Source organism: Herpetosiphon sp., assembly GCF_003512625.1.
Classification (GTDB): domain Bacteria; phylum Chloroflexota; class Chloroflexia; order Chloroflexales; family Herpetosiphonaceae; genus Herpetosiphon; species Herpetosiphon aurantiacus.
The window spans coordinates 14,827-39,495 of sequence record NZ_DOPT01000063.1; the positions used below are offsets into that span (position 1 = coordinate 14,827).

At 51.1% G+C, this 24,669-nt stretch carries 21 protein-coding genes and 1 pseudogene; 1 reads left to right on the plus strand and 21 read right to left on the minus strand.

The window, feature by feature from the left end; all coding sequences use genetic code 11:
• Positions 1-559: 559 nt before the first annotated feature.
• The 14 genes from DEF47_RS14360 to DEF47_RS14425 all read right to left on the minus strand — a co-directional run bounded on the left by DEF47_RS14360 (position 560) and on the right by DEF47_RS14425 (position 13,092).
• Positions 560-1,720, minus strand: coding sequence for an ATP-binding protein (locus DEF47_RS14360; protein ID WP_012192038.1), 1,161 nt, complete (start codon positions 1,718-1,720; stop codon positions 560-562).
• Between the two features lie 11 nt (positions 1,721-1,731).
• Complete coding sequence (locus DEF47_RS14365; protein WP_012192039.1) at positions 1,732-2,121, minus strand: DUF2721 domain-containing protein; 390 nt, start codon at positions 2,119-2,121, stop codon at positions 1,732-1,734.
• Between the two features lie 164 nt (positions 2,122-2,285).
• Positions 2,286-3,071, minus strand: coding sequence for a hypothetical protein (locus tag DEF47_RS14370; RefSeq protein ID WP_012192040.1), 786 nt, complete (start codon positions 3,069-3,071; stop codon positions 2,286-2,288).
• Between the two features lie 11 nt (positions 3,072-3,082).
• Positions 3,083-3,688 (minus strand): hypothetical protein, encoded by a 606-nt coding sequence (locus DEF47_RS14375; RefSeq protein ID WP_012192041.1) that lies wholly within the window; start codon positions 3,686-3,688, stop codon positions 3,083-3,085.
• Between the two features lie 42 nt (positions 3,689-3,730).
• The gene (locus DEF47_RS14380) at positions 3,731-5,005 is read right to left on the minus strand and encodes a WXG100 family type VII secretion target (RefSeq protein WP_012192042.1); all 1,275 of its coding nucleotides are present in this window, start codon (positions 5,003-5,005) and stop codon (positions 3,731-3,733) included.
• A 312-nt stretch (positions 5,006-5,317) separates the two neighbouring features.
• Positions 5,318-5,689 carry a hypothetical protein gene (locus tag DEF47_RS14385; RefSeq protein ID WP_012192043.1) on the minus strand — a complete coding sequence of 124 codons (372 nt, stop codon included), beginning with the start codon at positions 5,687-5,689 and terminating at the stop codon, positions 5,318-5,320.
• 38 nt (positions 5,690-5,727) lie between these two features.
• On the minus strand, positions 5,728-6,894 hold the full coding sequence (locus DEF47_RS14390; protein ID WP_041304907.1) for a WXG100 family type VII secretion target: 1,167 nt from the start codon (positions 6,892-6,894) through the stop codon (positions 5,728-5,730).
• A gap of 94 nt (positions 6,895-6,988) precedes the next feature.
• Positions 6,989-7,714 carry a pentapeptide repeat-containing protein gene (locus DEF47_RS14395; protein WP_012192045.1) on the minus strand — a complete coding sequence of 242 codons (726 nt, stop codon included), beginning with the start codon at positions 7,712-7,714 and terminating at the stop codon, positions 6,989-6,991.
• Positions 7,715-7,741: 27 nt separating this feature from the next.
• A complete protein-coding gene (locus DEF47_RS14400) occupies positions 7,742-9,007 on the minus strand; it encodes a glycosyltransferase (protein ID WP_012192046.1) in 1,266 nt (421 codons plus the stop codon).
• Positions 9,004-9,837, minus strand: coding sequence for an alpha/beta hydrolase (locus tag DEF47_RS14405; RefSeq protein ID WP_012192047.1), 834 nt, complete (start codon positions 9,835-9,837; stop codon positions 9,004-9,006). Before DEF47_RS14405 ends, DEF47_RS14400 begins: the two co-directional genes overlap by 4 nt.
• Before the next feature lie 11 nt (positions 9,838-9,848).
• Positions 9,849-10,361, minus strand: a complete 513-nt coding sequence (locus tag DEF47_RS14410; protein ID WP_012192048.1) for a hypothetical protein — start codon at positions 10,359-10,361, stop codon at positions 9,849-9,851.
• On the minus strand, positions 10,358-11,617 hold the full coding sequence (locus DEF47_RS14415; protein WP_012192049.1) for an ArsB/NhaD family transporter: 1,260 nt from the start codon (positions 11,615-11,617) through the stop codon (positions 10,358-10,360). The genes DEF47_RS14410 and DEF47_RS14415 overlap by 4 nt, the downstream gene beginning before the upstream one ends.
• A 514-nt stretch (positions 11,618-12,131) precedes the next feature.
• Entirely contained in the window at positions 12,132-12,509 is a 378-nt protein-coding gene (locus DEF47_RS14420; RefSeq protein WP_012192050.1) for an Asp23/Gls24 family envelope stress response protein, read from the minus strand.
• Positions 12,510-12,519: 10 nt separating this feature from the next.
• Positions 12,520-13,092, minus strand: coding sequence for a hypothetical protein (locus DEF47_RS14425; protein ID WP_012192051.1), 573 nt, complete (start codon positions 13,090-13,092; stop codon positions 12,520-12,522).
• Positions 13,093-13,262: 170 nt separating this feature from the next.
• Between DEF47_RS14425 and DEF47_RS14430 the strand changes: the two genes are divergently transcribed.
• Positions 13,263-14,729 (plus strand): HAMP domain-containing sensor histidine kinase, encoded by a 1,467-nt coding sequence (locus DEF47_RS14430; protein WP_041304908.1) that lies wholly within the window; start codon positions 13,263-13,265, stop codon positions 14,727-14,729.
• Here the strand turns inward: DEF47_RS14430 and DEF47_RS14435 are convergent.
• The 7 genes and pseudogenes from DEF47_RS14435 to DEF47_RS14465 all read right to left on the minus strand — a co-directional run.
• Positions 14,726-16,666 (minus strand): protein kinase domain-containing protein, encoded by a 1,941-nt coding sequence (locus DEF47_RS14435; RefSeq protein WP_012192053.1) that lies wholly within the window; start codon positions 16,664-16,666, stop codon positions 14,726-14,728. The genes DEF47_RS14430 and DEF47_RS14435 overlap by 4 nt on opposite strands.
• 128 nt (positions 16,667-16,794) lie before the next feature.
• Positions 16,795-18,723 carry a protein kinase domain-containing protein gene (locus DEF47_RS14440; RefSeq protein ID WP_012192054.1) on the minus strand — a complete coding sequence of 643 codons (1,929 nt, stop codon included), beginning with the start codon at positions 18,721-18,723 and terminating at the stop codon, positions 16,795-16,797.
• Between the two features lie 217 nt (positions 18,724-18,940).
• Positions 18,941-21,073 (minus strand): protein kinase domain-containing protein, encoded by a 2,133-nt coding sequence (locus tag DEF47_RS14445; RefSeq protein WP_012192055.1) that lies wholly within the window; start codon positions 21,071-21,073, stop codon positions 18,941-18,943.
• Between the two features lie 15 nt (positions 21,074-21,088).
• Positions 21,089-21,985 (minus strand): double zinc ribbon and FHA domain-containing protein, encoded by an 897-nt coding sequence (locus DEF47_RS14450; RefSeq protein WP_012192056.1) that lies wholly within the window; start codon positions 21,983-21,985, stop codon positions 21,089-21,091.
• Positions 21,986-22,057: 72 nt separating this feature from the next.
• The gene (gene hisC, locus DEF47_RS14455; RefSeq protein ID WP_012192057.1) at positions 22,058-23,152 is read right to left on the minus strand and encodes a histidinol-phosphate transaminase; all 1,095 of its coding nucleotides are present in this window, start codon (positions 23,150-23,152) and stop codon (positions 22,058-22,060) included.
• A gap of 68 nt (positions 23,153-23,220) precedes the next feature.
• Entirely contained in the window at positions 23,221-24,012 is a 792-nt protein-coding gene (locus tag DEF47_RS14460) for an inositol monophosphatase family protein (RefSeq protein ID WP_012192058.1), read from the minus strand.
• 87 nt (positions 24,013-24,099) lie between these two features.
• Positions 24,100-24,669: pseudogene (locus DEF47_RS14465) on the minus strand (hypothetical protein); the annotation flags it as partial.

Below are 24,669 nucleotides of genomic sequence, written 5' to 3' on the forward strand. Positions count from 1 at the left end.
CAAAGTGCAATCAAAATTAGCGGTGTTCGTGCGTGTGTTTATTGACGGAGACTCCCAAAGTGCTTTGTCCATTTTTTGGGCATAAAAAAACCAAGTGTCGGGCGACATTTGGCCTAAGCACTGGGCATAAAAAACCTGCCCAATCGCGGCAGGTGAGGAGATAGACAGAGAACCATTGCTAGTCTGCTAGCATGATTGCAAAGCTCACCAACCTAGATTGAGGGAGGTTCAGCACAGCGCCGCGTAATCTGTCGCAGCGTGCAAAAATTCTGTCTACCGTTCATATAGCCTCGTTGAAAGCCCGCTCGGAAGTCAAAAACCAGCGCTCAAAACGTTGTGATGCGCCCCAGAAAACAACTACACTCATCGTTACAATCGATGCAGCCCCCTGCTGCCGATGAGTGCCGAGAAGGCACGGAACCTGTTGGCGAATTCCTTCACCGCTGCATATTTTAGCCTAATTTTGGTGCTTGTCAAATAAGCAATTCGTATGAATTTAGTGGCAAAACCATGGGGGATACTCGCAGCAATTCAGCCCATCACAAAGGTCTAAATCGGGTTACATAGCTGTAACAGGCGCTAATTGAAACGCTGGCACAATTAATTGAAAATTCGAACCCTGCCCCAGCACGCTCTCAACCATAATATCGCCGCCTAAAAGCCGCGCCAGCGAACGACTAATTGCCAAGCCTAAACCAGTGCCGCCAAAGCGTGCCGCTGTCGATTGTTCGGCTTGGACAAAGGGCTGAAACAGGTTGGCAACGTGTTCGCTGCTCATGCCAATCCCAGTATCAACCACTTCAAAATGCAGCCAATCGCCATCACGTTTGGCTCGTAAGGTAATTGTGCCTTGTTGGGTAAATTTGCTAGCATTAGTTAATAAATTAAGTAAGATTTGGCGTAACTTTTGCAAATCACTGTGCATCACACCCAAATCCTTAGCTACATCCAACACAAGGCGATTGTTGTTCTTGGCAATTTGCGGCTGAATATACAATTCCAGATCGTTGATCAACTCAATCGCACGAAAATCTTGGCCGAACAATTCCATGCGGCCAGCCTCAATTTTCGAAAGATCCAGCACATCGTTGATTAAACCCAACAGATGCACGCCAGCGTTGCGAATGGTACTGAGATCTTGCACATAATTGGGTAATTGATCAGCCTCGGCATCTTCTTGCAGCAGCTCGCTATAGCCGATAATTGCATTCAGTGGCGTGCGCAACTCATGGCTCATCATGGCCAGAAATTGGCTTTTGGAGCGATTGGCCAACTCAGCCTCTTCTTTGGCAGCCAGTAACGATTGCTCAATCTGTTTGCGCTGGCTAATTTCGTTGGCCAACAATTCGCGCTCGCGCTGAAGCTCGGTAGTTTGAGTTTGAATTTTATCGATCAGCGATCGCAACCAGCCAATTGCTCCGCCGACCACAAATGCCATCATCAAGCCAGGCCCGAGCGCCAGAATCTCAGCAAATGATGACCCATTCAACAAAAATAAACCGATGTTGAGGCAAATCCCAATCAAGGCCGCGAGCAAACCACCGCGCCAACCCAAAAGCCATGCAGCTAAACCAACAGGGAGCAGTAATAGCGAACCAATCACGGCCCCCACCTGATCGTAGAACCACATAAAACCGAGGCTGTAGCCAACGAAAGCCATCCCAATAATCATGATATGGCGTAACTGCTGGATTGATTGTTCAAGCGCTTGTTTGGGCATAACAAATCCAATTACTCATCGAGATCGGCAATTTCAAGGCTAAGAGCATCGATTGAAACCTGAATTTCACGCAATGATAAGCCCAACGAGGTCAAAAGTAATAACAAACTTATGGCAAATGTGCCTTTACCTAGTAGCTCTTGGCCTGCGAAAAGCACAAACATACACAGCACACAAAAGAAAAATGCTGCAACGCCGCAAATCTGCATGCTACGAATAATCCCAATCCGATAGCGCAAATTTTCCAACTGGCCGCGAATCCGTGGATCACGATCAAGTTTATAGCGACTTTTGAGTTCGCGCATGAGGGCGGCAATTGAAAGGAAACGATTGGTATAGGCCAAAAACAGCAACGAAATTGCTGGAAACAACAGCGCTGGCGTGGTGAAAGTCAGTTCCATGATGAGCCTGCTTTGATGCTAAATTGAACTCCATAACCAGATAGTTTAGCACTTTTAGCGCAGGCGATTGGATGCAAACCGACACCGTGCGGCGCTAGATCATCACAATTAACGCCAAAACCGCCCATTCGAGCGAAAGAGCGGTTTGGTACAGGCGAACCAACTTATGAAAGCGACTCATAGATTATGCCGCCAAGCCCCATATAATCGATGCCCTTGAGTTGATAGCGCTCAATTTCAAGGTCGGCTTGGGTCATCAAAAACGAGCCAATTTCATTTTTAAATAGGGTATATTCACGGGCCATGGCATGGCTGCCACTATATTGGATGGTTACAAATACGGTAGTAGTTGAAGGCAAGCGGAACATGCGCACCAACAATTCGGCTTCAGTCGGCGAAACACCGCTGCGCACCAAGGTATCGGCTGATTGCGCTGTTTGGCCTTGCTCAGCCAATTGGCGTGCCATCACTAATTTTTCGCGGCTAATATCAACATGCAAATTAACCGCTGGCGTGTTCGCAGCGTAATCGCTCAGTTGAAACACCGTTTCAATCAATCGATCAAGATTGGGCATCTGCGCGAGGTTGTGAACTTCCGGGTTAATCACCGTATGCACAACTAAAGAATCATCGCGCACATGGCCAAACCCTTGCAGCACCACCCCATCGGCACGAGTATGATAAACCACCAGTGAGCGTTGTGGATACGCGCAACTTGCCACAACTCCAAGTAAATCTCGAACAATTAATAATTGACCATTTTCATCTACCGCCGCAGCGTTGCGAGCACGGAGCGAATGTTCAGCCTGCAACAACTCCAAAGCGCGTTGATTCTCATCGGCGGTGGTCGCTTGAACACCCATCAAAGCGGGAGCTTTCAAGAGTGCACTAATTAACAGCAATTCACTGCGTGAAAGTGTTACTGCGACCAAGGGTTGGGGGGTTGTCATGCCCTAATCTCCTACGGTACAACCGCAAAGGTACTGTCAATTGCAATCGGGTTGGAATATCGATGTTCCCATTCGTGGCCCGAAGCATTGCGATCATCGACCCCACGTTGGCGCGATTCACGAGTGTTCACCGCAATCCGTTGGACCGTTGGCCATTGCGCTTGTTCATTCGGGGCGATTGGAATCACAAATGTCCGTTTATTAAGTTTACTAACTTTTAATGCTTCTAACCAACGAGTTTGATCTGGTTCTTCACGTTCAAATTCGATCGTTGTGAGTTCACCCATAACACGATCATCAACCAAGCCAACAATTAGCCGATAGCCATCGATCTCGAATAAGGCTGTTTGCAGCGGGGCTTCGGGAAAGGTTTGCGTCAAAGGGAGCGCAAACGCCGCTGCATCAGCATTTGGCTCAAGGTAGGCAATCGTGGTTGGTTCGCCAGCCACAGTTTGCGCTCGAATCAAGCTTAAACGGCGATAGCGTGGTTTGTCACCCAACCACGGGCTGATATCGAGTGTGCCAATTGTTTGAATCGACTGTTCGTCGAGGCCGTTACGCACGGCCTCGGGAACAGCACTTGATCCACATCCAAAGAGTGATGCCAACAAGCCCATTGCAAGCATCCCCCACCATACTCTACACACAACCTGCATGGATTACTTCAGGTATGGAGCAACTTGGGGATAGCTGTTTTTAATGATGCTAACCACATCGTTGCTCGTCCAATAGGAGTTGTGATTGCTAATTGGGTTGCCCGCATTGGCATTGGTCGTAAAGTAATTGATCCCAGCATCGCGGGCGGCGTTATCGGCTCCAAGCACCCCTGGCACAACCAATGGCAAGGATTTCGGCGCTAAAATGCCAGTCATCAAGCCTGGAGTTAGGAAATTACGCCCTTCATCGGAGCGAATCCATGGTTGGCCAATATAATCGCCTTTGTCGCTAACGCTGAGGAATTTGGCATATTGCATCGCCCGATCAGCATTGGCTACCGGCGACCCGAGCGTAACCACCCCAGAAACATCAACGCCCATGTTATTTTCAAGCATTGGCGCGAGGTTACTGACAACTGCCCCACCGCCGCTATGCCCAATTAGCATGACGGTTTGGCCGGGCAATAATGGGTTACGGGCAAGGTCTTGTTGAATAAAGTTGTAGCTTTCCTGGGTATACTTGCCTTGATCTTGCATTGTATACTCTTGCACAACTTCGCTGACCCCGACTCCAGTATTAAACAACGCCGAAGCCCCATTGACAACACTGGCACCGGCACCCGTAACTCCATTCACGATCGAGGCTCCGGCTCCGGTCAGCCAATCGACGGGCGATAACCAACCACCATGATTGGTACCTTGCAAATCGGTGCCTTGCAAGTTGGTGGTGTAGTTGGTGTTGTAAATTGCCGGCATCGCCTTGATTTGGCTAGGATCATAGCCGTGGGCAGCCAACAAGCCGGCCAGTTGCTGTGGCCCTTCACCTGGAGTACCATCTGGCTCGCTGGCGTTAATCCCGTTGACAATGTACATGCGTGGTGGTGGCAACTGGTTCGCTGCCGCCGAGCCTGCCGCATTACCTGCTGCTGCGCTGAACGAAACACCACTGCCAGCACTTGAGCTAGCTCCACCATCAGCAAATGTGATCCCCTTAGCTGCCTCTTGTTCAGCTTGCTGGAAGATCGTACTAATTTGTTGGGTTACCGTTTGAGCTTCCCGCAATACACCTGTTAGACGTTGCATTGTGGGGAAAATTTCCGTCTGCATTTCATTGAAAAATGCCTTTGCCGCATCACCCATCCATCCGCCATTGGCTAATGTTTCATAGCTCTGGCGAACTTGGCTGTTGATTTGATCAACTACCTCCGATTGCTTGCCAAACCGACTTGCAACTTGAGTGAGTTGGTCATACTGAGCTTGAACGATTTCAGCTCCCATGCCAATACTCCTTAAAAGTGCGCTTCAACCTCGGGAATGCCCTTGCTCTCGTTGACCGAATGTGGGGTAAAAAACCGAAATGTAGCAGTATCATCGTATAAAAACAAGCTTACGTCAAGATCTTTATTAAGAAAAAGCACCAATTTAGCAGCTAGCTAGTTAGTTATTGTTAAGTATCTTGATCAGGTTAGTCTTTTTTGTGCTCAAGCCTGTCTTGCTCCAATCAATCTGTTGCAAGAACAAGACCAAGCAAAACCCCTTGATTGTGCAATCAAGGGGTAGTCTATGCGCTGTGGCTGTTTGGATTCCCTGTTAGGCCTTTTTACTGGCAAACCATTGATTAACGCTCAAATCAAGCCATTTGATCGGCGGTGCAACCGCAGGCAACTCGGCCTCAGGCCACAAGGTTTGGTAGATATAGTGCATAATCGCTTGCACTTCCTCAGGCTCAAATGGATAAGTACCACCGCTATAGCGCTCATAATCAACAGCATCAGTGGTCAAGGATTCTTCTAAGGCTGCCTTAAAGATTTGCTCATCGTGATGTTTGGTTAGGTGCAGTTTAAGTTCTTCGACATAGGCTTTATAGCCGCTCAAGTCTTCGGGTGGTAGATCGTTGCGACCAAACCAAGCAGCGGTTATATATTGCAGATAGTAATCAAAAACCTGTTGACTGAATTGCATAATGCTTCCTTGAAAAGTGATAGACCTTGATGTTTCAATTATTTTGTGGGAAAGTGCTGAACCACATCCCAATTGTTGGTTGTTGGGTTCCACTCAACCGTAGTTTTGGTTTGGCTAATATCGCCAAGTGGCTGGGTGTTATCGTAGACCTTGATTTTGCCCGATCCGCCATTAGGATTAGGGATTTTCTTGCCATCGACACCTTCAAAACCATTGCCAATCGGCGGATGCCCATGATCAACGGTGGTCATATAGCGGGTTGGTTCGCCAGGTGCTGGTGGCTTACTAAAATCAACGCCATCACGTTTGGCAATATCATCAAGCGCCGATTGTCGTGTGCGCTCCCAATCTTGGTAGCTATTAAACTTGGTTGAGGCCGAAGTTGGGCTAAGTTTGCCATCAGGAGCATAGCCTGTCGTCAAGCGATCCTTTAATTGTTGATCACTGACCTCGGGGCCATGGCGGGCAATACTATGGCCACCATCGGCTGATTCCAATGCCAGCGCACGGGCTTTCGAGGCATCTTCAGCCGCTTTTGCCGCAGCAGCAGCTTCATCAGCAGCCTTGGTTGCATCGGCAGCCTTATCAATCCCTTTGGCAGCATCAGCAGCATCGTCGGCTTTATCAATTGCCCGACTAGCATCGCTCACTTTATCGACAACTTTGGCAACATCGGCTGCTTTATCAACACCTTTGGCAATATCCCCAATAATTGGAATTGCCGCAGCCCCTGATAATGCTGCATTGCCCCAATCACCTTCGATCGCATACAGGCCAGCATTGATTGCGTCGGGCACAGCACCTAAGCCTGGAATAAAGCCGGCCCAATCAAGCACTTCGTGAACCACACCCATAACCGTTGGGCCATCGTCGTTGGTTGCAGGCTTAGCAGCATTCGAATCACTATCGAACTTGATCAAATTAGCGGCCTCTTGTTCGGCTTGAGCAAAAATTTTGCTCACATTGAGCGTAACACTTTGGGCGGTTTCAAAGGCTACTGATAACCGCTTGAAGGTTGGCACAATGCTCGCTTGCATCTCTTGGGCAAAGGCCGTTGCCGCTTCGCCCTTCCAATCGCTTGCCAACATCTCAGCAGTTTTTTGCAATTGTTGTTGTAACTGTTGCACATCTGCTGCCAGCTTGCCAAAACGTTGCGCTACATTGGCAATCGTCTCGTACTCAATCTGGATAATCTCTGGAGCCATCGGTCATTTCCTCTAAAATTGCTATGCCTATAATGCATAGAAAAAGATCTTGAGGATTATACCATTGAGCTTATTAATTTTGATGAGAAACGGATCACAAATCAGCTTTGGTTAGTTGCTGACGCATCCAATCGGCATCGTGGCGTTGGCTGCCATCGGCCTCAGGGCTGGCATCAAACCAACCAGTAAACCGCCCACCCTCAATCACCACATCCTTGGCTTGCAAACCAGCTACCGCTACATGCTCAAAGCTTTTGAGCTGGCGCAAACTGGCTGCGTTTAAGTTTGCCCCGCGTAAATCGCAAGCGTAAATCGTCGCAAAATCAAGCATGGCATGATCAAGTTGGGCATTACGAGCTGAGCTACGGCTCAGACTAAAACGCACCGTATGGGTATAACTAAGGATTGCCTGATCTAAAACGCTGCTCTCAAAACTAGTTTTGTTCAGATCAGCATAGGCTAGATTGGCGTGGCTAAAATCGCTGAGTTTAATGATTGCACTGATCAGATCAGCTTGTTGCCAATTGCTGTCGCGGGCATCAATTTGCTCGCAAAAGCTCGAAGCAAAGCAGGCTTTACGCAAATCGGCAGCCTGTAAATCGACCTTGCGCAACATTGCCCCAAAAAAATTACAATCACGCAGATCGCAGCCTGCCAACACCACGTTTTCCAACTGCACACGCATCAACGAACGCCCACGCAAATCCATGCCACGCAGATCACAATTGCACAAGCTCATGGCTTCGCCAACAGGTTCTTGTAACCATTCGGCGTGCGCAGCCAGTAGTTGATCAAGCTTTTGTTGCGAAAAATAGCGCATTGCGAGCGCCTCACTACCATTCCAAAACTAGGCTTGTATCCGTTGTTCAATAATTTCGACCGCGCGGCTGATGCCCTGCTCAGCTTGCAGGGTTTTGGCCATGGCTTGGGCATTGTGTTGCATGCTCGGCGTGTTAGCGGCCTGCGAAATCGCCCAAGCCAACCGATCAACCGTAAGTTTGTTGCGCGGAATCGCCTTTGGCCCTAAGCCCAAATCAAACACGCGCTGACCCCAACGCAGTTGATCGCCCAAGTGCGGCACGATGACGGTTGGCAAACCAGCCGCTAAGCTTGCAGCCGTTGTGCCAGCCCCGCCATGGTGTACCGCCGCTTTGACATGGCGAAAAAGCCGTTCATGCGGCGCTGAGCCAATCCGAAAAACAGTTTTGGGCAATTCGATTTGGCCCAAGCCAGCCCAACCAGTTTGGATAATTGCCCGCTGGCCGCTATGTGCCACCGCCTTGAGCAACAATTCGGTAAAAGCATCAGGGTTAGCTCCGGTCATGCTACCAAAGCCTATATAGATTGGAGTTGGGCCATCGGCCAAAAATTGCTCAAGCTCAGGCGGCATTTGCCAAGCCTCATCGGGCGGCAACATCCAATAACCAACCGTCTGAATATTGGCGGGCCAATCGCTGGGATGCGGAATGATTGCCGGGCTATAGCCTTGAATAATCGTGGTTTGACGCAAGCGTTGAGCATATTCGCGCACACTTTGGGCTGGCAATTTGAGCTGTTGCTGGCGAAACTGATTAATAAAATCGCCGCCAACTTGCCACATAAATGGCTCAAGCACCCAGCGCCCAAACCAATAATTAATGATGCTCTCGTGGTTTGGTAGAATTGCCGCCGCACTAGCAGGGCCGCAACGGGTGGCCAACATGGCTGGTTGCAGTGGCGTGCTAATATGCACCACATTCAGCACTTCAGCCAACGTCACTGCAAAGACATCCGAGGTAAAACTGCTGATCAAAACATCGCAGTTTTGGGCGACTTGCCAAGCATCTTCAACCATGGTCAAGGCATGTTGCTTCAACAAACGGCGCATCGCATTGCGCTGTTTAATTGGATTAGCCCCATGTTTGACCCAATCGTTGCCATGATCGCTCAACATCATCTGCTGAATATCGACCCGCGCAGTCGCCACTTGTAACCCAAACTCCTCAACCCAGCTTTTAAAATTGCTGCTGACCAACAGGGTTATCGAATGCCCACGCTCTTGCAAGGCCAAGCCCAAGGCCACCATCGGCTGAACATCGCCGCGTGTGCCAAAGGCAATAATTAAAATTCTCACACGCTCGCTCCCAATAAAAAGGCCAGTGGCAATTCAGCTCGTTCGCGCCAAGCCAGCTCAGAATGGCCCGCTCCCACAAATTTCTGGGTAAGCCAATTATCGCCTTGAATATATCCCGCTGCCTGCATAAACCCATCCATCTCAATTTGATAGGGTTCGTACTCAGCGTCAAGATCCTCAGTGCCAAAATCGAAATAGATTCGATGCTTGCCAGCCTTAGGCAAACGTTTGCCCAGCCATGCCACCAACGAGCTAGCGCCAATCGGCCAGTGAGTTGAAACACACCCAGCATTACCAAAGATTTGGGGATATTCAACCAAGGCATACAGCGAAATCAGCCCACCCATACTTGCGCCCATAATGCTGGTATGTTCAGGCTCAGGGTGAGTGCGATAGCGTGTATCAATCTGCGGCTTGAGCGTTTTGACGATCCAAGCTAGATATTCGTCGGAAAGCGGGCCACCACCAACAGCTGTTTCAAATTGGGCTTGGATCGCGGCGCTAGCACTATAAAACGGCTTGGCTGGCAAATAATCGCGAATCCGTTGTTCGCTATTCCAAATGCCAACCACAATTGCCCCGTTGATTGTTTGGCTGGCAATCAGATTTTCGAGCGCCTCGTCAATTCCCCAATCAACTCCGATATAGGCCAAGGCTGGGTCAAACAAGTTTTGGCCATCGTGCATATAAATTACCGGAAAAGCTTCGCTACTACTATGATAGTTGGCAGGCAACCAAACATCGACATTGCGTGGTAAAAGGCCACGAATCGGCATATCGGCGTAGCGTTCTAAAAATCCAGTTGCATCGGATAATTCAATCGATTGCATAGCTACCTCAACTACGAATCTAAGGTTTTCAGCATTGTTTGGACGAAATTAATCGCTATTTTGGGTGGCAGGCTTGAGCGCGGCCAAGTTCGCTGATGAATAATGCTATAGCCACGCGGGTTGAGCAAGATCATCGAACAAGAATAGCCACCAGTCCAAGCAAAAAAAGGTTGTTCAACCAATTTAATGCATTCGGCGCTAAATCTACGGGCGCTCACGGCAACCGTAATCGCACTCGGTAAATGCAAGCGCAGCCAGCGTTTCCGCGCAAAACCAGCCTCGACCAAGGTTAATTGGGCCAAATTGGCTTGTTCTAAGGCATAGGCTTGATGCTCAGGCTCAATCGCCAGCCGATCAAAATCCCAAAAAGCGAGATCATTGGTAACTTTGCCAATTAATGGCAGTGGCGCAACCCAACGCAGATGTACATCGGCGGCCTGCGGGTTGGTTTGCATCGGACGGGTATAATCCATGCCCCGCCGTTCCAGCCAGCGCGTTAATTGGTCAAAGAAGTAATAATTCATGCCATCAGCCACATCCAAAATGTACCAATTAATAAGGATGGTAGCACAAACAGCAAGCCCAATTTAAAGTATTGTTTGGCACTAATTTCCAGACCTTTGCGCCGTAAAATCACCAACCACAGCATTGTAGCCAACGAGCCAACAATTGTTAAATTTGGCCCAAGGTCAGCCCCAAAAATGGTGGCATAAATCAACGCAGGCTCAGGTGTGCTAGGCAAATGTTCAAGCGTCGAGGTCATCACCAAGGTCATCGGCACATTGTTGATCATGTTCGAGCCAAGTGCACTACCGAAAATTACCCGCGCAATATTGCCCAAACTCGCGCCGCTGCCCTGTAACAAACTCGCGCCAAAGCGTTCAGTCCAGCCTAATTGCTCAATCGCCCGTACCACCAAAAACATGCCGCTAATAAAGCCAAACAAGGCTGGAGATAATTCGTGCAAGGCTTGTTTGGGCTTAAACGTGCCATTCCACCAGCTAATTGCCGCTAAGAGAGCGGCTCCAGCCAACGCCACAAAGGCCAATGGCACGTGCCACAACGAGCCAGCTACATAGGCCACAGCAATACTGCCCAAGCCAACAAGGGTTGTCCGATAAAGGCGTGGGTTGGCGATAGTTAAATCATCAAGCAGTGCCAAATCGTAGCTGCCCTGCAAATCGCGCCGAAACAGCCAAGCAAATAGCCCAATATTCCAGCCAATACACACCAGTGACGGAACCAACAAATAGGCCCAATATTCCAACAGCTCACGATTAAAGCGGGTTAGCACCAAAATATTAATCGGATTGGAAACGGGCAGCAATGCCGAAGCAGTATCGGCAATAAAGGTGCAGGCAAACATAAATGGCAAGGCTGGCAAGCGCAAACGGCTGGCCAACGTCCAAACCACTGGAGTTAAAATCAAGGCTGTCGCATCGTTGGAGAGCACCGCTGTAATCAGCGTGCCCACCAAAAAGACCGCCAAATAGAGCCGCTGCGCCGAGCCATTGGCCCAACGTGCTGCCTGCAACGCCAAGGCCTGAAACACCCCAGCTTGCTCGGCAAAAAAGGCAATCAGCATCAAACCGGCAAAAAAACCATACACATTCCATTCGCGGGCAAGCGTCGGCAAAATTGCCTTCAGTGGCAAAATTCCGACCAATAACATGGCAACTGCGCCAAGTAACGCGACCCAAGCTTCCGAAATATTGCGCGGACGAACCATCACGCCTAAGAGCGTGGCTCCAAAAATTGTTCCACCAAGTAGCAGTTGCATGATCTTCCTATTAAATGAGGGGTTAGTTGTCGGGGTTCAGGGGCAAGATTTTTAACCGCGAAGCATGGATGGCTCTAGTTGGCTAGCGGAGTAATTGATGCTGTGCACACCAAAAAATCCCCAATGGCCCGTAGCCACGCATCTCTGCTTCTCTGCGTTAAAATTCTGATCCACGAAGGACACGAAGATTCACGAAGGGCTGAAACCGCGAAGCACCCGACGATCGCGAAGTAGCTGAATATCCAGCTTCCCGACCCCCGATGCCCAGCCCCTGACCCCAATTGCTATGTTCTATCTGTAATGGTTCATTGCATAAACAACGGACAACATTCCCTCACCCCCAACCCCTCGCCCACTGCGGCGGGCGAGGGGCGCATGCCTGGAGTGTTTCCCCCTCGCCTCGCGTGCGGGAGATGGGGCTAGGGGGTGAGGGAACAATGACGGTTGCCAACCTCATAAACCATTCCATCTATGTTTTATGTTTTACGCTCTATGTTCTATGTTCTATGCTCTTTTAGCGATACCACAAACCAGCAATATGAATATGCACAGCGTGAACATTCAACTCGGTATATTGCTGAATGCTTTCGATCACCCGTTTGCGCAGCGCATTGACGATTGGCGGTAACGCTTCATTGATAAACGGAATTAATTTGAGATGCAAGACAATGCTCGCTCGCTCATCAAAACGGGTTTGCGGCTCCTCATTCGATTTTGGTTCGTTTTCAGCCCGACCTTCAGCGACAAGCTCGGCGCTTTCAAGTTGGGTTTCATAAATGCCTTCAATCGAACCGCTGACCGACTGAACAATTTGACCGATCACACCGATATCGATCGTGGTTGTATGGCGATTACTGCGCACTGAGCGAACAATCGATTGTTGTTGAGGCATAGTTGGCTCCTTAACGAGTTGGGGTAGCGGTTGGTTGTGGGCTAGCGGTTGGCGCAGTCGCCCCTAAAGCGATTCGTAGCCGCTCCAAAGTACTGCCAATGCTGGCTAAATCTTGTTCAACGCTATCAAGCCGATTGGTCAAGGCCGCATTGGCAGGAATCGATTCAAGCTCATTCAGTCGCGATTGAATCGCCAATAAGGCATCAAGATTCGAGTCGATTTGTTTTTGCAAGCTATCAAGGTCGGTTTCGCGGGTATTGAGTTTGCTCTCAATCGTTTGCACCCGCTCGCGCAAGCCATCGACCGAGCCACGCAAATCGGCTAAGCCCCGCAAGGTCGCCGCCTGATCAGTTTGTTGGATGATTGCGGTTTGTTGGGCTTGTTCAAGCGCAGCGATCCGCCCAGTGCTATCGGGAAAGCTAACCCCAAAATTGCGCGGGCCATACCACATCACCAAGAGCGCCAAGGCCGCCCCAAGCCCTGCACTCACAATAATCGTCAAGGCCGAACCCACCAGGGTGGCCAAACATCCCCGTTTTTGTTTAATCACAATTGGCTTGGGAGCATCGCTTTGTTCGCTCATCGATTTGGCTCTCCATACCATCAACAGATGGTTGCATTTGGCTTAAATAATACTCGAATCTAGCCAATACTCAATATTGCCCAAAATGTAAAATATAGCTTAAACATGACCATAATCAAGGCTTAACTTTGGGCTGCTAGCATTGGGCAATTTGAGTAATGAGAATGGCTATGCAGTTGCACGCACGCGGTGGGTTGGCGCTCAATCAGCTAATTCGGCTGGTTTATCTGATGGCAATTGCCGTTGGGATGTTGGGGCTTGGTCTGATTGGCTATGGCCTTTGGCTGGCGCGTTTCGATTGGTGGCATTGGTTTTTGATCAGCCTTGGGGCTTTATGGTTGCTGCTGCACATTGGCTTAATCGTGATGCTGCAACGCAAACGCCGCGCAATTCAGCAATTAACTGCTGTCGTCGATGTGCTAGCAACCGCCGATTTAAGTGTGCGAGCACCCAATCTAGGCACTGATGAGTTGGGCGAATTGGCGCAATCGATCAATTTGGCCGCCGAGCATTTTACCAGCTTGCTCGATACCCAGCGCCGCGAAACCCAGCGCGAACGGGCAATTTTGGCGGCAATCGACGATGGCGTGATTGTTTGCGATCAGCTTGGTCAGATTATTTTGCTCAATACTGCTGCCTACAATATTATTGCCATGGCCGAAGCTGAACGCCTGCAAACCAACCACGAACAGCCTAATTTGAGTTTGCGCTTTTATGCTGCGCTCGAAGCCGTGCAACCAGCCTTGGATCAAGCGCTTGGCCGTCCGCATATCAAGCCTGCCGAACGAGTTTGTTTTGCTGGCCGCACCTATCGCCTCAGTGCTAACCCGATTTGGATCGACGATCGGCGGATTGGGGCGGTGGCAATTTTGCAAGATATTAGTGCCCGCGTCGAGAGCGAACGCTTACGCAGCGATTTTATGGCTTTGGCTGCCCATGAATTACGTTCGCCGTTGACCAGTATTCGTGGCTTTGCTGATATGCTATTGTGGAGCAACCCCGAGCATTTTAGTGCCGAAGAAATTAGCTACATCGAAGGCATCGGGCGCAACATCCAACGCCTAACCGAGCTGATGAACGATGTGGTTGAGTTGGCGCGATTGGAAACCCAACGCAATGAGCATACACCGCAGCCTGTTGATTTACGCCAGGTGTTGAGCGCAGTGCTTGATGAATTTCGGCCACGCGCTGAACGCAAAAAATTACAATTAGATTGTTTATTGCCGAATGAATTACCGCTGTTGAGCCTTGACCCGCTGCATATTCGCCAAATTAGCCATCACCTGATTAGCAATGCGATCAAATATACCCCTGAGCAAGGCCAGATTCAAATTGAAGTGCAACAACGGATCGATGATATCTTAGTGGTGGTACGCGATACGGGGATTGGCATTTCGCTGCGCGAACAGCCGCGCATTTTTGGGCGTTTTTTTCGCAACGATAATCCACTTTCACGCGCCGCAGGTGGCACAGGCTTAGGCTTATCGATCGCCAAAGCCCTCGTCGAAATGAACCATGGTTCAATCTATTTTGAAAGCATCGAGGAAGAAGGTACAACCTTTTATGTGGCGTTTCCCTTGGCTTTGGTATGCGAACCTTTGCCCTACAATCCAGCCGCCTTGGCCGATGCAGCCTAGCGTGGCCCCCAACCTAGCCCAAATTTATTGGCCTCGGAGATTGTAAAGGGCTTGGCTGGCCCGCCCTCGGTTGAGACAACCCACACATTGAAGCGCGGACGATTATTTTGTAAATCGTCGGGCATGCCCCACTTCGCCAAAAAGACAATCCATTTGCCATCGGGCGACCAACGCGGCTGAGTTACCCCACCAAGCCCCTTGGTCAGCGGATGCGGATTGGAGCCATCGGCGTTCATGACCCAAATTTGGCGGGTAATTGTGCGCTGACTATCACCAGCCACATAGGCGATAGATTTGCCATCAGGCGACCATTCGGCATAATGTTCGTCGCGGTCGCGGGTTGGGTTGATAATTTTCAAGCCGCTACCATCGGGCTGAATAATGGCAAGACCAAGTTGCTCGATATTCTCAACAATATCGCGGCTGGTGAACACAATTCCTTGCTGGCCCCAGGTTGGCATTGTGCCCCACATTTTGGTTAATTGCTGGCCCTCGGTTTGATCAAGCGCTTGGATATAAATAGTTGAACTATTTTCCTTAAGATCATCAAGCCGCCGATGGGCATAGGCCAACTGTTTGCCATCAGGCGACCAACTTGGGTATTCGCAACGCCCAGGATCATTGGTCACGCGCCGCTGATCGCTGCCATCAACCTTCATCACATAGACTTGTTCGCGGCCATCGCGCTCAGAGGTAAAGGCGATTTGCCTACCATCAGGCGACACCACCCCACCATAATTTGAGCCAAGTGTGGTTAATTGCTGCGGTTCGCCGCCCATCGCCGGAATTCGATAAATTTGATAATCGCCATCCTCTTCGCGCATGCCCACAAAGAAATAGCCAGTTAATCCAGCAATCAACGGCTGAATGGTCGAAGTTGGGGCGGGCGTAGCAGTTGGCGCGGGTGTGCTGGTTGGCGCGGGGGTTGGCGTGAGCAACGGAGCCGAAGTTGCACTATTATTCAACAAGGCTGGAAAATAGGTTTGCCAATTGGGCGAGGCCTCAGCCGCATTTTGTTGATTGAGCAAGCTCCAAATCGTTGCACTAAAGCCACCCAAACTAAGGCTGCCAACCAAACCTAAACCCAACCAATGTCGCCAAGTGCGGGCTTGAATCAATGGTTTGGTACGGATATTGGGCAATTTGGGACTAGCTGGCTGCACCGAACGCCAAGCAGTCATCAATTCCAAGGCCAACTGACCTGCCGATTGCTGACGCGCTTCTGGCTCTATAGCCAGCCCACGTAACAACGGCTGATCTAAGGCGCTAGGCAAACTGGGGCGCAAGGCCGATGGCGCAGGCAAGCTTTCGCCAATCAACCGCGCGGGAGCTGCCAACGGCGCACGCCCAGTCAATAAGGCATAAATCGTCGCTGTCAGGGCATAAATATCCGAACGCGCATCGGTTTGGCCGCGATATTGCTCTGGCGGCGAATAACCAGCAGTCACCGCTCGTCGCAAACCCAAGCTCGAAACCTTGAGGTCGCGGGCGATTCCAAAATCAATCAAGACCAAGCGACCATCAGGCGTGAGCTTGATATTCGATGGCTTGATATCGCGGTGCAACACAGGTTGGGGCAGGGTGTGAATATATTGCACCGCAGTACACAATTGCTGTGCCCATTCAACCACCCGTTTGGGCGCAATTCCATCGTGCTCGGTTGCCAGCAACACACTCAGGTCAACACCCTCGATATAATCCATCACGACACAGGCACGGCCTTCGTGCACAAAATGATCGCGAATACGCGGCAACGACGGATGGGCGAGGCCCGCCAAAATAGTGGCTTCGGCTTCGAGCATCTCGACAACTTCGGATTCGGCAGCAATACTTTGCTTAACCGCACATAGCCCACCGATCTGTTGATCGTAGGCAAGCCAAACGGTGGCAAAACCACCTTTTCCAAGTTGTTCGACAAACCGATAACGTTCGCGCATAGTTTTAAGTAGGGGTCAGTAAATAAAGAACATAGAACATAGAGCATAGAATTATAGCCAATAGCCACGTCCTTCGTGCTCTTCGTGTTCTTCGTGGTTTCGTTTCCCCAATCGCTATTATAAACGCATTACCATGATGGCCAGCGATCGTGGCGCGTGCCATCGGAGAGTGCTTCAACCTTGCCAGTTGCCAAATGTTGCAGATAAATGCCCCAATGATCGTTGCGATAACTTTCGAAGGCCAAATAACGCCCATCCGGCGACCAACGCGGCCAACGATTTTTGCCAGTGCCAAGGTTGGTTAGCTCGCGTGGTTCGCCGCCGCTAGTTGGCACGGTGTAAATTTTGGTGCGGCTATCGTTATCACCAGTCATAAAGGCAATCGTCTGACCATCAGGCGACCAATCGGCCCAAAAAGCACTATCATCGACGCTAGCTAACAAATATTGCTTGTTGGTGGTCAAATCGAGCACCACAATTTCATAGAGGCCGCTGGTTTGGCTATGAAACGCCAGCTTTGTGCCATCGGGCGACCAGGCGGGGCCGCCTTGCCAACCGCCTTCCGCCGTCACCCGCTGCACATTCGAGCCATCAGCATCCATAATATAAATATCAAAACTATTGTTATTGCTGTGATCACGGTCGCTTTCGAAGGCAATTTTACTACCATCAGGCGACCAACGGGGGGCACGGCTTTCGCCTGGAGCGCTGGTCAATTGCTGCTCATCACTGCCATTAGCGCTAATCGTAAAAATCTGCTCAAGCCCATCAACTCCATGCGAGTAGGCCACGCGGCCATCGCTCCGCCGCCGTGAGGCAATTGCATTATCATCGTGATGCGGCACAACTTCGCTCACTGCACCAGTTGGAATATCCAAACTGAGCAAATTATATGCGCCACTGTTGCCTTCGCGCGAGGAAATAATCAAATCGCCCTCGGCACTATCGGGCAAAGCACTAGGCAAAGTTGGCACGACGAGCGGTTGATCTGGCGTGCTTGAGCGATTTAGATACCACCAGCACGCCCCGCCACCACCAAACAACAGGACAAACAGCAGTAGCCAAGGCCAAATCTGAGCTTTGCGTGGGCTAAACTCAGGCTGTGGATTTGCTTGAATTGGCTGGGGCGTAACGCTGGCATGCCCATAGCTTTGCTGTTGTTGCACCTGTGGATTGACCCGCGTTGGGGCTTCGGCATTGCGGTAGGGCGCGGCTTGCGGCACAATCGCAAAAGGATCGGCGATTGGCACAATTGGCGTGTCGCGAATTCGCTCCAATTCGGCACGCACAGCCGCCGCCGAAGCAGGCCGTTGATCAATATGCAGCGAGGTTAACTGGGTAATCAAATCATCAAGCGCTGGCGAAACCCACTCTACACTTTGGCTAACGGGCGGCAAACGCAAGCCACTGGTCACGCGCTCGTTGGTCAATAACACATACATCGTCGAGCCAAGGCTATATAAATCGGAGCGTGGCTCGGTTTGGCCACCATATTGCTCAGGTGGCGCATAGCCAGGCGTGCCAATTTGAATCGTATCTTGATGCTGACCCTCTTTGAAGCGCCGCACAATCCCAAAATCGATCAAAATAACTTTGCCTTCGGGAGTACGCATAATATTGGCAGGCTTGAGATCGCGGAAAATTAGTGGTGGGCGTTGGTTATGCAAATATTCCAACACATGGCACAACTCAATCGCCCAATCGATCACCTGTTGCTCGCCGAAGGGGCCGTTGAGCCGTTTTTGCAAGGCCGATAACGACTCGCCTGGCACATAGCCCATCACCAACATCCAACCATCATCAACCGCAAAATAATCAAGCACCGGAGCGAGATTGGGGTGACTCAAACTGGCCAACGTATGAGCTTCTTGCTGAAACAAATGCGCCAACGAATCGAGTTCATCGGGGCGCATATGGGCAGTAGCAAAATATTTAATCGCCACATTGCGCTGCCCCAAGCGACCATCGGTGGCCAAAAAGACCGCCCCAAAGCCGCCGCTGCCTAAGGGCCGCACAATCGTGTAGCGATCCTGAATAATTGTGCCACTTTTCAACATGCCAATTGCCTCACCACACAGCTACTTAACCATAACATTGCTATTATAGTCGATTCATTCATCAAAATATAGTTTAAATGGTCAGGCTAGCCCAAATTTCTGCAGCTTAATTCATCGTTATAGTTAGCTGAAAAGGAATATTTTACCTATATGCCGCCGTATCGATCAAAAAAGCCCCTTGCCAGCGCTAGGCAAGGGGCTTGTAGGTAAAATGTGGCTATGGCTCTTCGCGCAGATCAACACTCAGAATATTTAGCACGGTCCACGGTGAGGCAATTGCGGTACGGCTTGGATTGCCAAACCAAAGTACTTGCGGCTGAGCGCCAGCTTGTTCGGTGAATAGCACGTTGCCATCAAGAATGAAGGTTTGCTGACCATTCCGCTGTTGAATGATCAAGGTATGTTCGGTGGTATCAATTTGGCCGTTGCTGTAGGGCAAGCGAATATCTTTCAATTCGTTATCAGCCGTTTGATCGCGATGGAATTCGACGATCAGCCCTTGAGTTCCGTCTTGCCAAATGCCGCCCCAACTTGTCCCCGCCCGATCGGTATCGCCACAGGGCGTAGCCATAGCATCCGCCAGCATAAAGCCTGTGCCCAAGGCTGTGACATCGGAGTAGCGGAAGGTCACGCTCAAGGTAAAGTTGTTGACCGGAAACAGCGTATCGGTGATCGTTCGCACGACTGGATAGCAGGTGGCACTAGTTGCCGCGAGTTGCAATTCGCCATTGGTTAATTGAATTGTGCCATCACGAGTTTCGCCAGCCCACAAACGCGGGTCAAGTGTGCTGCCATCGAAGCTATCGCCAACGATTTGGCCAATCGGCGTGGCAGTTGGGGTAGCTGGCAAAGCAGTTGGGCTTGGTTGAGCGACAGCGGTTGCCGTGCCGCCAGCAATCGTGGTTTGTTGCGGGCCAGCGGTGGCCGTGGCATCAAGAAAAATCTTAATTCGGTCGCGACGGGCCTGAGTATCTTTGTAGGTTGGGTCTTGGCGCAAGATTTCATCGTATTCGCTCAAGGCCAAGCCATATTGACCAGTTTCTTCGTAGGCCATACCACGCTGATAGCGGGCATCAAGCGCATCATCAAAGGCTAATTGGGTTGCAACGGTAAATGTTTGAATCGCATCAGCGGTCGCCCGTGGCACATCGAGGGTTGGAATTTGGGTTGGAGGCGGAATTGCAGCCAAAGCGGTGGCAGTTTTGGCACTATCGCTTAGCAAAATCCCTTCATCACGGGTAACAGTTGGCAAGCCATTGTTGGCGACCTGTGTGGCATTAACAAAGACGTTGCTCTTGGGCTTGAATAATAGCCATGCGCCCGCTAATAAGGCCAAGCCAATAAACACCCCTAGCACAATCAACCCAGCCCGACTATTTTGCTGGGCTGGGCGTTTGGGCAAAATTGAAGGCGCTGGCCCAACATCGCGATCAGGTATGAGCAATTGCTCAAGCATCGCCTGATCATATTGAGCGGTAGAGCCACGCCCTGGCGGCACTGGAATTGGCGAGCTTTCCGAGGGCACATAGCGTTGAGTTGGGCCATCGGCTGGTGTGCTAGGCAAAATCGAAGGCGTAAAACCAATTACTGGCAAATCGCCCGCCGATTCGTGGGTGCTGCTGGTTTGGCTCAAGGCAACCACAAATTGCTCGATATTAGCAAAGCGTTGTTGTGGTTGTTGGCTCAGGGCTTTGACAATCGCATGCGAAACTGCTGGCGAAAGATCAGGCCGTCGCACATCAGGTGGAGCAAAGGCCATCAAGGGCTGGGTGTTGGGGTCAGTGCCAGTCAGCAAGTGGTGCAGCGTTGCGCCCAAAGCATAAATATCTGAGGCTGGCGTGGCCGTCGCGCCGCTCCAAATTTCGGGCGCAGCATAGCGCGAACCAGCATTTTTGGGGCAGCCAGCGGGCAAACCACCAAGCAATTTAATGCGGCGGCCATCTTGCAGCACGATATTTTGCGGCTGAATATCGCCATGCACAAAGCCTTGGCTATGCAAATAGCGCAAGCCTTCGGCAATTTGCTTGGCCCAAGCCAGCACCACGCCCTCGCGCAAACGCGGCCCAAGCGCTACATCGGCCAAGGTTTGGCCACGCGGATATTCCAACACCAAATAGCGCTGGCCATGCTCCTCGAATAAATCATAGACCGAGGGCAAGGCTGCTTGGTTTAACTGCGCCAAGCGTTGCAACGAGGTTGCATCTAAAACACCATCATTGAGTTGGCGCAAGGCAACCTCGCGGCCTGCCATCTTGCCATCGACCGCCAAATACATTACGCCGCATTCATCGCGAAAAAGCTCGTTGCGTACTTGGTAGCGTCCTTGTTGAAACGTGGCCTGTCCACTCATAACTGCTACATCACACTAGCGTTGCCATTGCAACACACATCGTCCAAGGCGAATTTCATCGCCAACATTTAAATTAACTACTTGGCGAGCTTGGAGCCGTTGTTTATTCACGGTTGTTCCGTTGGTGCTATCCAAATCTTCAAGTTGCACCACGCCAGCCCGCACAAAAATTCGGGCATGACGACGGCCAACGCCATCGGCCAAGCCATTATGGGGGTTTAAATCAACATCAGGATAATTATTCGAGACAGCATCTTCGCGGCCTACCACAATCTCGGCTTTGGCTGGCAAATTGATGCGTGTGCCTGCCGCCGTTACCAGCACAAACCCCGCCAACGATTGAATGCCAACCGCTGCCGGAGCAACGGGCGCTGCCACAGGTGGCTTTGGCACAACTGGCGCTGGTGGTGGCATGTAAACTGGTGCTGCTGGCACAACCGGAGCAGCTTGGACTGGCGGCGCATAGCTTGGCTGCACGGGCGCTGGCGCAACTGGCCGAGCGGCTGGAGCAGCAGGTGCACCCGCCAATAACGAAGCACCACAGTTATCGCAAAAAGCCTCGCCAGGAATAACCGCCGCGCGACAGCTTGGGCAGCTTGGTGCTGCATTGGCAATCGGTTGCGGTGCAGGATAACTGGGCTGCGGCGCGGGCTGCACACTTGGTGCAATTGGGGCGGGAGCAACTGGCACAGCGGGGGCAGCGGCAACCCCAACATTCAACGGCGTACCACATTCATCACAAAAAGCCTCGCCAGGTGTAGCAATATGCTTGCAGGTTGGGCATTGAACGCCACCGGCAACCGCACGCGGTGGGGTTACCGCCGCCGCCACGGTTGGCAAACGATGGCCACACATTTCACAAAATAAGGCACCTGTTTGGTTGGTCGCATTACAGACAGGACAAGCAATCATACAACGATCACTCCACAATCATGAGACTCTGTGGCAACGATAGCACGCCGCGTTCCTTGATGTCAATGCAATTTAGCGATAACCCAAATCGGCTAACGCTGCAAGCAAGGCATCATGATGTTCTGGTAGGCCAATACTCACCCGAATACAATTGGCAAGCTCTGGGTTGCGATAGTAGCGCAGCAAAATTCCCCGTTTGGCAAGGTCGGCTTTGAGTTGGGCGGCATCGCCACGCTCAACCCGACACAGAATAAAATTTGCCTGCGATGGAAATGGCGTAAGGCCGTCGATTGTTTGCAAGGCAGCAAATAGACGTTCTCGCTCAGCAACCATAATTTTGGCGCGGGCATTAAGCGCCTCGGTTTCGGCCAACGATTGCAACACCGCGACCTCAGCTGCGACATTGGTATTGTAGGGCTGCTTGATTTTCCACAGGTGGGTAATCAACCACTCGGGAATTAGCCCATAGCCCAAGCGCAACCCCGCTAAACCAGCCCATTTGGAAAAGGTGCGTAACACGACCAAATTGGGATAGTGCCCAACCAAATCGGCGACACTCCCCGAACTAAACTCGGCGTAGGCTTCGTCCAACACGAGCATTGTTGGCAATTTCAATAGCCGTAGGACGTGTTCACGGGCTAAAAGGTTGCCAGTTGGATTGTTGGGCGAGGGCAAAAACACCATTTTGGCCTGATGCTCTAGCACTGCATCGGCCAGCGCCTCGATATCGACATCGAAGTTGTCATCGCGTGGCACTGCCACAAACCGCCCGCCAACCACGCCAGTATTGAAGCTATACATGCCAAAGGTTGGTGGGCAGGCAATGACCACATCGTTGGGCTGCACCAGCACTCGCATCAACAGATCGATAATTTCATCTGAGCCATTGCCACATAAAATTCGTTCAATTGGCTGGCCAATAAATGGGCTAATTGCTCGCCGCAAACGGGTTTGATCAGGGTCGGGATAAATTGCATAAAACGGGCAATCGCGCAGTGCTTCGGCAACGCTGGGCGCTGGCCCGTAAGGATTTTCATTGGCATCAAGTTTAATAATGTGCTCAATTGGAATGCCCAATTGTTCGCTAAGCACATCGAATGGTTGAATCGGAGTATAGGCTTCGAGCGCCGCAATATCAGGCCGCACAAACTGAGTTACATCAGCCATCAGTTGGTTCCTTCGCTGAGGTGGCTTTAATCTGGCCTATGATACCATGGTGCGATCAAAGCTGCTGATTAAATTGCGCCTTGAGCCAAGTCGATCATTGCCCGCATATTGGCATAATTGTTGTTGCTGGCAGCAAATAATGGCTCGTTGGCCGATGCGCCTTGGTAAAAACGCTGCCAATCGAATGGCCCGCCCGAAAATGTTGATAGCTTACCACCAGCCCGCTCTAAAATTGGCCATGCTCCGGCAATATCCCACAAGCTGGCGTTGCCCAAAATTGCGGCACACGCGCGGCTACTAGCCACATAGCAAACATTGGCGGCCGTGCTGCCAAGTGAGCGAGTTTTACCTGGATAGCTAATTTTGTAGCGACGATGGGCATTCGATGGCACAGCCATCCACGATTGGCTATCGAGAAAATCTGGGTTTTCGGCGTTGATGATTTGGCCGTTGAGGGTTGCATCACCAGTTAATCCCGCCAAATAACATTCATCGAGCACTGGCAAATACACGCAGCCAGCCGCTGGATAGCCATCGACCAACAAGCCAATCGAAACGCACCACACTGGCAAACGCTTAACAAACGAACCAGTGCCATCAATTGGATCAAGCACCCAAATCCGCCCGCTGTTGCTGGCTTGGCCGCCGCCCTCTTCGCCCATAATCAGATCATCGGGAAAGGCTTGAGCAATGTGTTGGCGCAGCATCTGTTCAATTGTTTCATCAACCTCGGTTACCCACGAGTTATCAGCTTTGCGGCGTGGCGCGGCTGCATTGTAATCATGAAAAATATCGAGGGCATAGGCTCCTGCTTGGCGTGCCCAAGTTTCCATCAATTGAGCTTCGTTGGGTGATTGCATTGTTGTATCCTTTATTCGCGACCAACAAAGCTACCGCGATCAGCACAATGCTGGTCACGGTGAGTGGCTTCGTCGTCACAGATTGAATTATTCGTCGTCTTCGGCTTGAATCTCAGGGCGTAGGATGCGTACAGCATTGACTGCTGGATCAACCCGTAGATCACCTAGCTCTGGAAATTGTACCAGCAATAGCTCACGGCCATCGCGGATGCGCGTTTTTTGCACCACGCCCTCGCCGTAGGGCACGCAATGCACCCGATCGCCTTGTTTGAAGCGCGATTCGCTTGGCTCGGCGGCTTGATTGGTGCTTGGCCGCGTGATTGGCTGCGCTACGCGGGCTTCGGCTTCGCGTTGCTCACGTAAACGCCGCGCTTTTTCAAGCATTGTCTGTGGATCAGCAGTGGCTTCCACGGGCTTGGCTGGTTGCTCATTACGTTGATATGGCCGCACTGGCTCGGCCAAGTTTGGCTGTACTGGCCGTTGCTCAGGTTGAAGCGGGCGCTGTGGCGGCTGAATTTCGCGCGGCATCGGTTTGGTCGGCTGATCGTTGCGCTGATACGGTCGCGCTGGTTGTTGCTCGCGCTGAATCGGACGCTGCTGCGACTGGCTTTCGCGCGGCATCGGTTTGGTCGGCTGATCGTTGCGCTGATACGGTCG